11 protein-coding genes are annotated in these 13,317 nt (G+C 69.8%); 2 read left to right on the top strand and 9 right to left on the bottom strand.

Annotated features, from left to right (window positions below):
• Positions 1-19: 19 nt before the first annotated feature.
• The 7 genes from QTH86_RS06340 to QTH86_RS06310 form a co-directional block, all read right to left on the bottom strand.
• Positions 20-478 (bottom strand): copper chaperone PCu(A)C, encoded by a 459-nt coding sequence (locus tag QTH86_RS06340; protein WP_286645517.1) that lies wholly within the window; start codon positions 476-478, stop codon positions 20-22.
• Positions 479-512: 34 nt separating this feature from the next.
• Positions 513-1,154, bottom strand: a complete 642-nt coding sequence (locus QTH86_RS06335; RefSeq protein ID WP_286645518.1) for a TIGR02466 family protein — start codon at positions 1,152-1,154, stop codon at positions 513-515.
• An 8-nt stretch (positions 1,155-1,162) separates the two neighbouring features.
• Positions 1,163-2,125 (bottom strand): HupE/UreJ family protein, encoded by a 963-nt coding sequence (locus QTH86_RS06330; RefSeq protein WP_286645519.1) that lies wholly within the window; start codon positions 2,123-2,125, stop codon positions 1,163-1,165.
• Positions 2,122-2,940: a peptidylprolyl isomerase gene (locus tag QTH86_RS06325; RefSeq protein ID WP_286645520.1), complete on the bottom strand. Its 819-nt coding sequence runs from the start codon at positions 2,938-2,940 to the stop codon at positions 2,122-2,124. The genes QTH86_RS06330 and QTH86_RS06325 overlap by 4 nt, the downstream gene beginning before the upstream one ends.
• A gap of 49 nt (positions 2,941-2,989) precedes the next feature.
• Positions 2,990-5,545, bottom strand: a complete 2,556-nt coding sequence (locus QTH86_RS06320; protein ID WP_286645521.1) for a fused MFS/spermidine synthase — start codon at positions 5,543-5,545, stop codon at positions 2,990-2,992.
• A 135-nt stretch (positions 5,546-5,680) separates the two neighbouring features.
• Positions 5,681-7,786: a PHP domain-containing protein gene (locus QTH86_RS06315; protein WP_286645522.1), complete on the bottom strand. Its 2,106-nt coding sequence runs from the start codon at positions 7,784-7,786 to the stop codon at positions 5,681-5,683.
• 42 nt (positions 7,787-7,828) lie between these two features.
• A complete protein-coding gene (locus QTH86_RS06310; RefSeq protein WP_286645523.1) occupies positions 7,829-8,335 on the bottom strand; it encodes a hypothetical protein in 507 nt (168 codons plus the stop codon).
• 264 nt (positions 8,336-8,599) lie between these two features.
• On the opposite strand from QTH86_RS06310, the gene nikR reads away from it, so the two are divergent.
• Both nikR and QTH86_RS06300 read left to right on the top strand, forming a co-directional pair.
• Positions 8,600-9,073: a nickel-responsive transcriptional regulator NikR gene (gene nikR, locus QTH86_RS06305; RefSeq protein WP_286645524.1), complete on the top strand. Its 474-nt coding sequence runs from the start codon at positions 8,600-8,602 to the stop codon at positions 9,071-9,073.
• An 85-nt stretch (positions 9,074-9,158) separates the two neighbouring features.
• Positions 9,159-11,243, top strand: coding sequence for a TonB-dependent receptor (locus QTH86_RS06300; protein ID WP_286645525.1), 2,085 nt, complete (start codon positions 9,159-9,161; stop codon positions 11,241-11,243).
• Here QTH86_RS06300 and QTH86_RS06295 read toward each other — a convergent pair.
• Together QTH86_RS06295 and QTH86_RS06290 are read right to left on the bottom strand one after the other, a co-directional pair.
• On the bottom strand, positions 11,240-12,592 hold the full coding sequence (locus tag QTH86_RS06295; protein ID WP_286645526.1) for a sensor histidine kinase: 1,353 nt from the start codon (positions 12,590-12,592) through the stop codon (positions 11,240-11,242). The two genes, QTH86_RS06300 and QTH86_RS06295, sit on opposite strands and share 4 nt — an antisense overlap.
• Positions 12,589-13,263, bottom strand: a complete 675-nt coding sequence (locus tag QTH86_RS06290; RefSeq protein WP_286645527.1) for a response regulator — start codon at positions 13,261-13,263, stop codon at positions 12,589-12,591. The genes QTH86_RS06295 and QTH86_RS06290 overlap by 4 nt, the downstream gene beginning before the upstream one ends.
• Positions 13,264-13,317 lie beyond the last annotated feature (54 nt).

Genomic DNA, 13,317 nt, shown 5'->3' with positions numbered 1-13,317 from the left:
GGCCGTGCGACATCGGCGCTCAGTGCGCGCCGACCGACACCATGACCTGCAGCGGGCCGGACTTCTCGAAGAACATCGTCATCTCGTAGCTGCGGCCCCATTGCAGCGGCGCCTTCAGGTTGCGCAGCACCATGTGCGGCTTGTCCTTGCCGAAGTCGAGCTTGTCGGCGGGGGCGATGTCGATGGCCTTGAGCCGCTTGGCGGATGGCGCGTCGCTGCTGCGGAATTCCACCGTCTCGGCGTAGGGCGTGCTGGCGCGCACCAGGCGGTCCTTGCCGCGCACGCTTTCCATCGTGAAGTAGATCGGTGCAGAGGCCAGCTGCCCTTCGGGCGTCGGGTCGGCCCACGGATGGATCAGCGTGAAATCCGCGCCGTAGTACTCGTGCGTCGCGGCAGCGATCGGCGAGAGCGCCAGCGTCAGCAGAAGGGCGCGCCGCAGGGCGGACGCGATGCGGGGGGAGCGTTGGGTCGTTGTCATGGTGTCGGGGGTGAGAGAAGTGGCGTTCGGAAGCTCAGTGCGAGAAGGACATCGAATAGCCCCACGCGTCGAGCCGGTCCGGCATGGCGTTGAAGGCGAGGGTGCTGCGCGTGGCGCCGCGGTTCATCGGCACCTCGTGCAGCAGGTAGCTCGGGAACAGCAGCAGGTCGCCCGCGGCGGGCGTCGGGCCGATCCATCGTTCGGCGTTGAAGGGGCCGGTGGTGCTGCGCGGGTTGGCATTGCTGAACACGTAGTCGCGCCCGCCGAGGCTGCGGATGAAGGCGGTGTTGCTCGCCGGCTCGCAGGCGCTCAGGTAGAGCACGCCCGAGACGAAGCTGTTGGCGTGGTTGTGCACCGCCTGCTGGCCGCCGGACTGCATCACGTTGAGCCACATCTCCTTGATGCGCCAGTGCAGCGCCTCGCCGAAGAGCAGCGTGCCGAATTCGCGCAGCGGTGCATCGAGGCGCTGCGCCACCTCGCGCAGCAGCGGTGCGTCCTGCGGCGACAGCAGGCGGCTGTGCGACAGCGCTTCGGAGCGATGGTTCGCTTCCGAGAGGTCGCCGCCGAGCTGCGCATGCAGTCCGGCGACCAGCGTGGTGTCGATGCAGCCCTCGACGCGCATCACCGGCGTCGGGAAGAGCTCGAAGACCTGCGCGCGGGGTGGAGCGGATGCCATGCGTGCGATCAGCCGGCGATCGCGACGATGCGCGAAATGGTCCAGAAGCTCGCCAGCGCACCGATGCCGTAGAGCGCCGGCCGCTTCACCGCGAGCGCGAAGGCATGGCGCCGCAGCAGCACCGTGAGGCCCCACGCCAGCGCAACCACCATCAGCTGCCCGGCTTCCACGCCGAGGTTGAAGCTCAGCAGCGCGAGCGGGATGTTCTGCTGCGGCAGGCCGATGTCCTTGAGCGCGCCGGCGAAGCCCAGCCCGTGGATCAGCCCGAACAGGAAGGCCACCAGCGCGGGCCAGCGGCGGCTCCAGGTCTGCCGGTCGTTGAGTGCTTCGGCCGCGACCAGCACGATCGACAGCGCGATGGTCGCCTCCACCGGTGGCGAGCGCAGCGTCAGCCAGCCCAGCGCGCTGGCGGCCAGCGTGAAGCTGTGCGCCAAGGTGAACGCCGAGATCGTGCCGATGAGCCGCTTGTTCAGCCCGACCAGGAACAGCAGGCCGATGACGAACAGCAGGTGGTCGATGCCGCTCAAGATGTGCTCGACGCCGAGGAGGCCGTACACCTTGGCGAGCTCCAGCCCGCCGCGCTCGTCGCGCGCACCGCCGAAGAGCTGCACGCTCGGTTGCGAGCCGCTGAGCGTGTGGACGCTCTGCTGGCCGTCACGCCAGTGGATGCGAACGAGCGCCGCCGAGTAGGCCTTGCCCACGCCGTCGATCGACAGGGTGCCCGTCATCGGCCCGGGGCACTGTACGGTTTGCGCGTCGCCCACGCAGCCCTCGGGCCAGGTCGGCGTGAGTTCCTCGGCGACCGGCCGGCTCTTGCCCGGCGCGCCCCAGGACCAGACGAACTGGCCCGCGCCGACCTCACGCATCGTCATCTCGGCGATGCTCATCTCGTGCGCGCCGGCGCCGGCCGCGTGCCAGCCGATGGCCAGCACGAACAGGGTGCGCAGCACAAATCGCCAGACGGTCGTCATGGCTTCGCACCCTCAGTGCGGATCGCGTACTTCTTGCTCATCTCGTGCACCGCGTCCGACGTGCGCTGCGCCATCGTGTCGTCCTTCCAGTCCTGGTGGACCGAGTCCTTCATGTCCTCGAACTTCGCGGTCGCGCCGGGCTTGATCGCCTCGACGCGGACCACGCGCAGGCCGGCGCTGCTCGGCACGGCCTGCCACTCGCCGACCTTGAGCTGGGCCAGCTTGTCGGCGAAATCGCTGCCGTAGCTTTCGACCAGGTTCGTGTGCGGGCGGTCCTTGAAGACGCGCAGGTCGCTCTGCGTGTCGCTCTTCGCGGTGCCGTTCAGGGCGGCGGCGAAGGTCTCCAGCGCCTCGGGCGTGCTGTCGCCGATCACCACCGCTTCCATGAAGTCGTAGCGGGCCGGCGTGTCGTAGCGGTCGCGACGCGCCTCGAACCACGCCCGCAACGTCGGCTCGTCGATGGTCGGCAGGGTGATGCCGCTGCGCGCGATGCTCATGGCCTTGAAGATCACGCGCTCGCGGATGGTGCTGTCGCCGCGGTCCAGGCCGAGCGACAGGCCTTCGCGGTAGAGCACCTCGTTGTCGACCCAGCGGTCGATCAGCTTCTGCATGTCGCCGGGCGACGGCTCGCGCTGCATGCCGGCCACGAAGATCTCGCGCACTTCCTTCTGCACGTCGGCACCCACGACGATGGTCTGCGGGTCTTCGCGGCGGGCGTTGAGCACATGGTCGACGCCGAACAGCAGCAGGCCGAGGAACAGGAAGTGAAGCAGCGGCTCGCGGGCTGCGCGTTTCAGGGCGTTGGAAAGGTCCATGGGTGGGCGATCGGTCGGAAGGGAAAAGGGGTGGGAAGGTGGCGTGCGTTCAGGACGCCGGCGCGGTGGTGCGTGCGGCGTGGGCGCACCGCGCGCCGATGCCGTCGAGCGCGGCGGTGACGGCCTCTGCGCGGGCCGGGTCGCTGCCGCGCAGGGCGTTGGCCATCGCGACCAGGGGCTCGCAGGCAGGGCGGAATTCGGGGCTCTGGCGCAGCAGGCCCATCAGCGGCTTCTGCACGCGCCGCAGCATCTCGCCCGGGTCGGCGACGGGGCGCACGGTGGCACCGAACGCGAGGTAGAGCCGGCGCGCGGCCCAGTAGGCCTGCATGCGATCGGCCTCGGCATCGCGCGGCTGGCGCAGCAGCTCCGTGGCGTGCGGTTGCAGTTCGCCCAGCAGCTGCATCAGCCGCTCGCGCGGGGTCGAGGGCGGGGCATAGGTGGCCCAGGGGGCCTGGTGGACGACCACCGGGCGGTCGTCGGTGTTGGCGGTGGCGCCTCGGGCGAAGCGCGCGAGTGTTGTCGGCCCGGCGAGCACGCTGCCGACCACGGCGAACTCGTCTTCGAGCCGTGCAGCGGCCTGTTGCGACGGGCCGGCAGATTGCGCGAGCCGGGTACGCACGGCTGCGAGGTCGATGGCCGGATCGTCCGGCCGTGCGATCAGCCCCAGCACCGGCGTGTCGAGGCTGTTGCTGGCCATCACCGCGATCGCGTCCGGGTACACGGCCAGGAAGGCCGCGACGATGCTGCGCAGGGTGTCGAGGTCCATCTGGTGCAGTGCCAGCCACTGGCAGAAGACGCCACCGGGTGCCAGGCGCGCGCGCACCGCGGCGAACTGCTCCACCGTGTAGAGCGCACCGGCGCCGCTGCGCGCGGGATGGAACAGGTCGGCCACGATCACGTCGTAGTGCGCGTCGGACGCCTGCACGAAGCGCCGCGCGTCGGCCGACACGGTGTGCAGCGGCTGCAGCGGCACGGGGGCGGCCGGCGACTTCGCGAACAGCGCGGCCGCCGCGATCACCTCGGGCAGCAGCTCCACCGCGTGCACCTGCAAGCCCGGTTCCTGCGCCGCGGCGGCCGCGGTGAAGCCGGTGCCCAGCCCCAGGAAGAGCGCCTGCCGGGGCGGCGTCGTGTGCAGCAGCAGCGGCAGTTGGGCCAGGCGCCACTCGACCAGGCCGCTGGCGCTGCTGCCTTCCTGCGCGCGGTTGTTGATGCGCAGGCGCGCCACGCCATCGGCGTCGGCCACCACGCTCACGGCCGCCATCACGCCGTCGTCGTAGCTCAGCACCCGGCCGCCGTCGGGCACGTCGACGAAACGCAGGCTCGCGCCCCACAGCAGCGTCGCGCCGGCCATCGCGGCGATCGCCACGGTCTGCGGACGCCGCCAACGCACGGGCGATTGCAGCAGCAGGTAGCCCGCGACCATCAGGGCCAGACCGGCCGGCGCACCCAGTGCGGGGATCAGCCACACGCCCACCAGCGCCGGGGCGAGGGCCGCGCCCGCGGTGTTGAGCGCCAGCGCGCGTCCGAGCGGCAGCCCGCCGGACTGCGCTTCGATGCACAGGTGCGTGAACAGCGCGCCCATCACCAGCGTCGGCGCCCCCATGGCCGCCGCGGCCGCCAGCGCTTCACCGGCGAGCGCACCGGCCGCGCCGGGGCCCATCCAGCGTGCGGGCCAGGCGCACAGCGCATCGGCCCCGCCGAGGGCCAGGCCCGACAGCAGCACCGTGGTCGCCAGCGCGAGCAGCAGCCGGTCGCGTAGCTGGCGCGGATCGCCGGCACGATGCGCCAGTCGCTGGTAGATCGCTGCACCCGCGGCCGTGCCGAGCAGGTACATGGCGAGCAGCAGTGCGTAGCTGTAGACGGTGCTCTCGGTCACCTGGCTGAGCACGCGCACCGCGAGCACCTCGTAGCCGATGCCGAGCACGCCGGTGGCCACCAGCAGGGCGGGCACGCGGCGGCCGGCTGTCGATGGCATCGGCCGGTCGGCCACCGTGATCGGTGTCACCGGTGCATTGCGCCACAGCCACCAGGCCAGCACCGCGCACAGCGCATTCGCCGCGGCGCAGAAGAGGGCGGTGCGCAGCAGGCCGACATGGGGCATGAGGACGAACACCGCCAGCAGCAGGCCGAGCACCGCACCGAAGGTGTTGGCCGCATAGAGCCCGCCGAGGCGGCTGCGCGCGGTGCTCAGCTGGCGCTCGAGCGCGGGCAAGGTGGCGCCCATCGCCGCGCTGGCGGGCAGCAGCAGGAGGAACGGAAAGAGAAAGGCGACCGTCCAGTGCCGCAGCACCGACGGTTCGGGGCCGATCAGCCGCGCCGTGGCGTCGATCAGCGAAGGCATGGTCACGGTGAGGGCCAGGCCCCACGCCAGCAACAGCAGCTCGCAGCCGGCGTACCAGCGCCCGGGCCAGCGGCTGCGTGCCAGCGTCCGGCCCAGCATCTGTGCGCCCATGGCGAGGCCGCCGAAGAAGGCGGCCAGCACGGCCAGCACGGCCACGATCTCGTGGCCCATCGCGGCACCGAATTCAGCGGTCCAGACCATCTGCCAGGCGAGCGCGGCCGCACCGGACAGCACCATCAAGAGATGAGCAATGGGGAGTTCCATGCGCGCGCCGTCCCCGCGCGGCGCGGCGGGAATTTCAGGGGGGACGCTGAGCATGACGCTGCGTGCTTCTTCGGACAAAAAGGCACGGCAGACACCTTGTGTCTGCCGTGCCGATGCGGGACGGGCCCGTGTCGCTTACTTGATGCCGGCGACCTTGACGGTGTTCACGACTTCCACGAACACCGGGTTGGCATAGAACCAGAGATCCGACCAGCCGGCGACGTCATAGCTCGAATACTTCGTGCCATTGAGCGTGCGCATGTGCGCCGGGCAGGCCGCGTCGCTGCAGGGGATCTTGCCCGGGAGCGTGCCGTCCGACGGGTTCGAGACGAAGTCGAGCAGCGGGTTGCCGTCGGCATCGGTCTCGAAGGGTGTCGCGGCCGGCAGGTTGGTGCCGCGCAGACGGAAGTACTGCGATGCCTTGGCGGCCGGAACGATGTAGCTCATCATGCGCGTGCCGTCGGCCTGGGCCGTCCAGTTCGTGCTGTTGAACACCTTGGCGACCTTCGCCGTCTTGTTGGTGGCGGCCTTCGAGCCCAGCGCGCCGGCGTAGTTCGCCGTGTCGGCCGGGTCGACCATGCCCGTCACCATCCCGTTGATCACGTCCACGTGGTCGAGCACCGGCGCATTGAGCGGCTGCGTGATGTTGACCTGCTTGAGCGAGGGGTTCGGGAACGAATACGGCGCGTTGTTGGTGCCTTGCGGGTCGCGCAGCACCACCGTCACCACCAGGTCCGTGCCCGGGCGCACCACCAGCTTCTCGCCCATGGTTGCGCAGCCGTTGATGCGCACGTCGCCGTTGGCCGCCGTGGCGTTCTGGCCGGCCTTCTCGTACAGGGCGTTGCCCGCGTTGCGCGGCAGGCCGGGGTTGGCGGCGCAGACCGTGAACGACAGGCGATCGATCAGCTGGCCGTTGGCGACGAAGCTGTTGCCGCTGCGCAGGCCGTCGATGATGCCGCCCGCCGTGAGGTTGTCGCTGCCCTTGCGGACCATCACGTAGTCGCGGGTGTACTCGCCGGGGAAGAAGTCGGAGGTCGTCTCGCGCTGGTCGGCGCCGAAGCTGCCGCGGTTGTGGTAGTCGGAGCTGGCGAAGAAGAACCAGTTGCGGCCTTCGCCCAGCAACGCGTCCCACACGCCGCCGACGGTCGCCGCGTAGACGCCCGAGCCGCCGTAGGTGCCGCCGCCGACGGCACCGGTGCCGTAGCTGCCGCGGTTGCCTTCGGCCTGGTGGCCGGGCATCGACTCGAAGCCGAAGGCGATCTTCGGTGCCGCGTTGTTGAAGTTGCGCAGGTGCTCGATGTTGAAGCCGTTGTTGCCGGTCGGGTTGTAGGCGCCCGCACGCTCCAGGTGGGCCGGGACGAAGTAGCTGGCGGTGGGCGCCTTCTCGTTCATCCACTTGATGCCTTCCACGGTCTTGAGGTGACCGAGGTTGGGCGTGGTGCTGCTGTTGGTGCCGGTGATCTTGCGTGCCGTGGTGTCGAGCAGGTTGTTGTTGTTGCTGCCGCTCACGGTGCAATCCCACTGGTTCTCCGCGCCGCGGCTGGTGTCGCTGTCGCTGCGGTCGAAGCAGTACTCGTACTGCGCCTGCAGGGCGGCATTGCCGCCGGCGGCGGTCGACGGCCAGGGCAGCTGACCCGGCAGCACGTTGGTCGAGACGTGCTCGTGGCCGGGCGCGTTCTGCTCCACGCCGATCCAGATCGGCTTGTTGCGGGCGCGGCTCTCGGCCTCGATCACCGGGTATTGGTATTCCTTGATTTCCTGCCAGCGCCACATCTTCTTGGGCGTGTCGGTGCCGTCACCCTTGACGTCGGCGCGGCCATTGGGCAGCGTCGCTTCCCAGGTCTGGTTCGGGCCCTTGCCCGTGCCGACCGGCTGACCGCCGCTCGGGTAGGTGTTCGGCGGGTACGGACCGGTCGTGCTCGTGGTCAGACCGAGTGCGGGCGCTACCGGCTCGAACGGGTCTTCGGCCAGCGTGCAGTTGCGGGCGCTGCTGCCGCCGTGGTCGGCCTGGACGAACCAGTCGAGGCCGAAAGTCTTGACCGACTTGTCCACCAGCTTCTTCACCGACAGCGCGCCGTCCGAGCAGGTCGTGTGGTTGTGGAAGTCGCCGGCGACGTAGGTGCCGCTGGCCTTGGTGTCCGCACGGTCGGCGGCCCGGGCTGCGCTGAAGGGAAGGGCGGTGATGCTGGCCAGGGCGACCAGCGCCAGTGCCGTGTCGCGCAAAGGGAAAGGAGTCTTCATGAAAAAATGTCCGCGTTCGTTCGTGTGAGGGGGCGGTCGGGCTCAGGTCTGCTTCTGGTCGCCGAGCAGGCGGAACTTGCCGCCGGTGAACGACAGGCGCGAGGTGAAGGTGACCGAGGTCGTGTCGACGTCCGTGTTGGTCAGCGTGGCGGTCAGCGTGCACACGTTGGCGGCGTCGCAGCCATTGATCGTGACGGCCGACAGCTTGACGGCGGGGAAGGACGACAGCTGCGTCGAGAAGAGCAGCAGCGCGGCGGCTTCCTGCGTCAGGGCGTCGCGCACCTGTGCCTTCGAGTAGCCTGCATCGAGAAAGGCGTCGTCGTAGTTGTCCAGGAAGGCCGTGTTGGTCAGGCCGCCGTAGCTGTTGAGGGACGCGAGGCCGGCGCCGAAGTCGGTGGCGAAGGCCGCCTGCCGGGCGGCGTCGTTCGGAGACGCACCGGTCGGCGGGGGCGTGGTGGCGACGTTGTCGTCTCCACCGCCGCCACATGCGGCCAACAAGGCCAGCATGCTGCTGGCGAGCAAGAATCGAAAGCGGTGACCTGGGCGCATGGCGAATGCCTTTTCTCTTGATGGCGTGTTGTTTGAAGGGCGATTTCTTTTCGGGGCGCGAGCGGCGCGGATCCGAGAAGTTCATCCTATTTTTCGACTGTTACAACGCCATGAATTTGCAACGCCTCGGAACTTTTTCTTGGAACTTTCTTCGCCAGCGATCGATCGCGCATCGGACGCGTGCGCTGTGCGCTGCGCCAGGCGGTGTGTGGCATTCTTCGCCCGGCCGCTCCGGCCTGCCCTCTGTCCCTTCCTCACGCGACCATGCAGCGATTCACCATTTCTCTGGACGACGAACTGGCGCAGCAGTTCGACGCACTCATCGCCGGCAAGGGCTACGTCAATCGCTCGGAGGCCGTGCGCGACCTCATTCGTTCGGGCGTCGGCCGCGAGACGCTCGAACATGACGCGGCGGCGGGAAAGGCGGTCTGGTGCGTCGCGACCGTGAGCTATGTCTACGACCGGCACGAACACACCGTCATCTCGCGCCTGCTGGAACTGCAGCACGCACACCATGACCTCGTCGTCACGAGCCTGCGAACGCACCTGGACCACGACCACTGCATGGAAGCCGTCGTGCTGCGCGGGCCCATCGCCGCTGTGCAGACCTGTGCGGAGCTGCTGCTCGCCTTGCGCGGTGTTCGGCACGGCAACATCCACCGCGTGCCGCTGGCCCGATCCAGGCCGCATGCGCACGGTGCGGCCGGCACGCACACGCACCTCAAACCACTGAATTGATCCCGTACGTCTGCAAGAGGGCGTCATGCCGACGTCACTGTTTGTATGAACAATCTGCGCTTTCTCATACAGACAGAGGGACGGGATGAAACGCAGACAGGCACTGGCGCGACCGGTGCTCCTGGGTGTGGCTTTCGCTGCCAGCGCAGCCTGTGCGCAGCAGAGCCATTTGCCCGAGGTCGAGGTGCGTGGCCCGCGCGATGCGGCCATCGGCTCGGCCGACAGCGCCAGCGAAGGTGCCGTCGAACGCGAGTCCTACCAGACGCGACCCAAGCTGCGGCCTGGCGACATCGTCGAAGCGGTGCCCGGCGTCGTGGCGACCCAGCACTCCGGTGACGGCAAGGCCAACCAGTACTTCCTTCGCGGCTTCAACCTCGACCACGGCACCGACTTCGCCGTCAGCGTCGACGGCATGCCGGTCAACATGCCGACGCACGGCCATGGCCAGGGCTTCGCGGACCTCAACTTCCTGATCCCCGAACTGGTCTCGGGCGTGCGCTACCGCAAGGGGCCGTACTTCGCCGACGGCGGCGACTTCTCGCTGGCGGGGAGCGCCACGCTGGACTACTTCGGGGCGCTCGACGCGCCCTTTGCCGAGTTGAGCTTCGGCGCCAACAACTTTCGTCGGCTGCTGGCCGCAGGCTCGCGGACGGTGCAGGACCAGACCTGGCTCGGTGCCATCGAGGTCGAGGGCAACGATGGTCCGTGGGGCGTGGCCGAGAACCTCCAGAAGGTCAATGCGGTGCTGCGCTATGCGCAAGGCTCGCCGACGCGCGGGTTCAGCCTGACCGGCATGGCCTACAAGAGCCGCTGGACCGCCACCGACCAGGTCCCGCAGCGCCTGATCGACAGCGGGGCGCTGTCGCGCTTCGGCTCGCTCAACCCCAGCGACGGCGGCAAGACGGAGCGGGTCAGCCTGTCGGGCAAGTGGTTCGACAAGGGACCGGACGGCGAGACGACGGTCAGCGCCTATGCCATCGACTACCGCTTCAAGCTCTTCTCGGATTTCACCTACTTCCTGAACGACCCGGTGAACGGCGATCAGTTCGAGCAGGTCGACCGCCGCCACATCTTCGGCGCGCAGGCGGCCCGCACCCTGCCGACCCGGTTCGGCGGGCTCGATGGCGTGCTGAGCATGGGCGCCAGCTGGCGGGGCGACCGCATCGGTCAGGTCGGGCTGTATGCGACGCAGGAGCGTGAGCGGCTCGGCACCGTGCGCGACGACAAGGTGTCGCAGGACCTCTTGTCGGTGTACGGCCAGCAACTGGTCTACCTGACCGACCGGCTGCGCGGCTACGTGGGCCTGCGCGGCGATGTGCTGCACTACGACGTGCAGGGGCGCGAGCCGGTCTATGGCGCGGCCAACAGCGGCCGCGGTCACGATGCCTTGGCCAGCCCGAAGGCGGGCCTGGCGTTTGCGCTGACGCCGCAGCAGGAGCTCTACCTGAACGCGGGCGTCGGCTTCCACAGCAACGATGTGCGCGGCGCCACCATCACGACCGACCCGGCCTCGGGCTTGCCGGCGGACCGCGTGCCTGCCCTGGTCAAGGGCACCGGTGCCGAAGTCGGTTGGCGCCTGCAGCCCAGCGAGGACTTCACTGCGACGGTGGCCCTGTGGCAGCTCCAGCTCGATTCCGAACTGGTCTACGTCGGGGATGCCGGTTCGACCGAAGCCGGCCGCGCGAGCCGCCGACGCGGGGTCGAGGCGACCTTGCGCTGGAAGCTCGATCGGGCATGGCGCCTGGAACTCGACGGCGCCTTGTCGCGCGCCCGCTTCCGGGGCGAGGCGCCGGAGGGCGAAGGCAACTACATCGACAACGCGGTCGAGAAGGTGCTGGCCGCCGGCGTCACTTACGTCCAGGGGCCGCTCACGACATCGCTGCGGCTGCGCTACCTCGGTCCGCGCGCGCTGGACACGCTGAACACCGAGCGCTCGAAGTCCTCGACGCTGCTCAATCTCGGGATGCGCTATGCGGTCAACCCGCATCTCACCCTGGGGCTCGACGTGTTCAACCTCGCGGGCAGGAAGGGCAACGACATCGAATACGCCTACGCGTCGTGCACGGCCGGCGAGGTGGCCGGCGGCACCTGTGGCGGCGGCATCGACGACCGCCATGTGCACCCGATGGAGCCTCGCAGCGCCCGGGTCAGTGCGCGCTGGACCTTCTAGGCCGGCTGCAAGGTGATGCGCGCCTCGAAGCCCCGCGCCGCGCCCGGGGGCGGCGACAGCAGCTCGAGCCGCCCGCCGTGCTTCTCGACGATGGTGCCGACGATCGACAGGCCGAGCCCGTAGCCGGCGCGCTCCGCGCTGTGCCGCACATGGCGCAGCTGCAGCGTGCGCAGTTCGACGTCGGTCACGCCCGGTCCGAAATCGCGCACGACGAGGCGGCCGGCGGCGTCGACCTCGATCTCCACCGCGGCGCCCTGCGCGTAACGCAGCGCGTTCTCCACCAGGTTGCGCAAGGCGATCGCGAGCGCATCGACGTCGCCGAGCGCGACCGGCGCGTCGCCACTGTCGGGCACCTTCAGGCCGAGCCGGTCGATCGCGGCCGGGTCCTGCCAGAACTCCTGCGCGACCGTGGCAGCGAGCTGCGTGAGGTCGACGCGCTCGCGGGTGAAGGACGCGCCCGACTCGGCCCGCGAGAGCTGCAGCAGCTTTTCGGTGCGGTGGCTGAGCGTGCGCAACGCGTCGAGCGCGGCCACCACGTCGTCGCGGCGCAGGTCGTGTTCCAGCGCGGTCTGCAGCCGCAGCCTTGCCGCCGCCAGCGGCGTACGCAGTTCGTGCGCGGCGTTGGCGGCCAGGGCGCGTTCGACGTCGAGCGCCTGGGCCAGCCGTTCGAGCAGGCGGTTGACGTGGTCGCCCACGGTCTGCAGCTCGCGCGGCAGGCCGGGCAGGGCGAGGGGCCGCAGGTCGTCGCCGCCGCGCTGGCCGATCTCGGTCGCCATGGTCTGCAGCACCTGCAGCTCATCGCGTGCGATCTTGCGCAGCACCAGGGCCAGCAAGGGCAGTACCGCCCCCAGCGGGATGATGAGCCCGAAGAGCGTGCGGTTGAGCGCTTCGCGCCGCTCGTCCAGCGGGTCGGCCACCTGCAGGTAGAGCTTGCGCGCGGGATGGTGCACCGTGTAGATGCGCCACGCCTCGTCGTTGGCGAAGCCGCTGGCCAGCGGCACGTCGAAGGTGTTGCCGGGCGTCTCGGCCGAGCGCAGCAGCACGCGCCCGCCGGGCTCGACCACTTGGAACATCACCGCCGCGTCGGCGAAGGTCGGCGTCGGGGCGATCAGCAGGCGCCCACCGGCGGCTTCGCCCTGGCGCCGGTCGAGCTCGTCGAGCGCGATGTCGAACATGCGGTGCGACACTTCGACCAGCTCGTTGTCGAAGTTGAAGTTGATCTCGCGGTCGACGTACCAGACCACGCCGATCACGCACAGCAGCCAGACGCCGCCGACCCACAGGATCAGCGTGCGGATGAGCCGGCCGGCCAGCGTCTCGCGCGGCTGGGGCGCCGCCGTCGCGCTCACGGCGCGTCGCCGCCCGCGGCCACCAGGCGGTAGCCCAGCCCGCGCAGCGTCTGGATGTGCTCGCGGCCGAGCTTGCGGCGCAGCCGGCTGATGAACACCTCCAGCGTGTTGCTGTCGGCCTCGTCGTCGAAACCGTAGAGCGCGTCCTGCAGGTTGTCGCGGGTGTGGATGCGGTCGGGGCGCGTCGCCATCACGCGCAGCAGCGCCCATTCCTTCTGCGTCAGCGTCACCGGCACGCCGCGGCTGCGCACCAGTTCGCGGGCGAGGTCGATCTCCAGGTCGCCCAACTGGACCACCGGTGCCGTCGACGTGCTGCGGCGGCGCTCCACCGCACGCAGCCGCGCCAGCAGTTCGCCGGGGTCGTAGGGCTTGATGAGGTAGTCGTCGGCGCCCGCGTCGAGACCGCGGATGCGGTCGGTCACCTGGTCTTTGGCGGTGAGCACGATGACGATGGGGCGGTCCTTCAGCGCGCGCACCTGCGGCAGCAGCGACAGCCCGTCGCCGTCGCCCAGGTGCAGGTCGAGCAGCACGGCGGCGTATTGGGCGCCATGCAGCGCCGCACTCGCCTGCGCGAGGCTGGGCACGGCGTCGACCACGAAGGCCTTGGCCCGCAGGTAGCCGCAGACCGCTTCCGACAGGGCGATGTCGTCTTCGACGAGCAGGACGCGCAAGAAGGTCTCCAAAAAGCAGCGAGTCTAGAGCCTGGGCGACGCGCGGCGCTTCAG

It is taken from the genome of Variovorax sp. J2L1-78 (assembly GCF_030317205.1).
Lineage (GTDB): Bacteria > Pseudomonadota > Gammaproteobacteria > Burkholderiales > Burkholderiaceae_C > Variovorax > Variovorax arabinosiphilus.
This window is presented reverse-complemented; position numbering and strand designations above follow the sequence as displayed.

Excerpts from the sequence above, each read along its gene's own strand:
- QTH86_RS06300 (WP_286645525.1), top strand. The coding sequence starts at position 9,159 with ATGAAACGCAGACAGGCACTGGCGCGACCGGTGCTCCTGGGTGTGGCT.
- nikR (WP_286645524.1), top strand. The coding sequence starts at position 8,600 with ATGCAGCGATTCACCATTTCTCTGGACGACGAACTGGCGCAGCAGTTC.
- QTH86_RS06330 (WP_286645519.1), bottom strand. The coding sequence starts at position 2,125 with ATGACGACCGTCTGGCGATTTGTGCTGCGCACCCTGTTCGTGCTGGCC.
- QTH86_RS06310 (WP_286645523.1), bottom strand. The coding sequence starts at position 8,335 with ATGCGCCCAGGTCACCGCTTTCGATTCTTGCTCGCCAGCAGCATGCTG.
- QTH86_RS06340 (WP_286645517.1), bottom strand. The coding sequence starts at position 478 with ATGACAACGACCCAACGCTCCCCCCGCATCGCGTCCGCCCTGCGGCGC.
- QTH86_RS06325 (WP_286645520.1), bottom strand. The coding sequence starts at position 2,940 with ATGGACCTTTCCAACGCCCTGAAACGCGCAGCCCGCGAGCCGCTGCTT.
- QTH86_RS06335 (WP_286645518.1), bottom strand. The coding sequence starts at position 1,154 with ATGGCATCCGCTCCACCCCGCGCGCAGGTCTTCGAGCTCTTCCCGACG.
- QTH86_RS06320 (WP_286645521.1), bottom strand. The coding sequence starts at position 5,545 with ATGGAACTCCCCATTGCTCATCTCTTGATGGTGCTGTCCGGTGCGGCC.
- QTH86_RS06315 (WP_286645522.1), bottom strand. The coding sequence starts at position 7,786 with ATGAAGACTCCTTTCCCTTTGCGCGACACGGCACTGGCGCTGGTCGCC.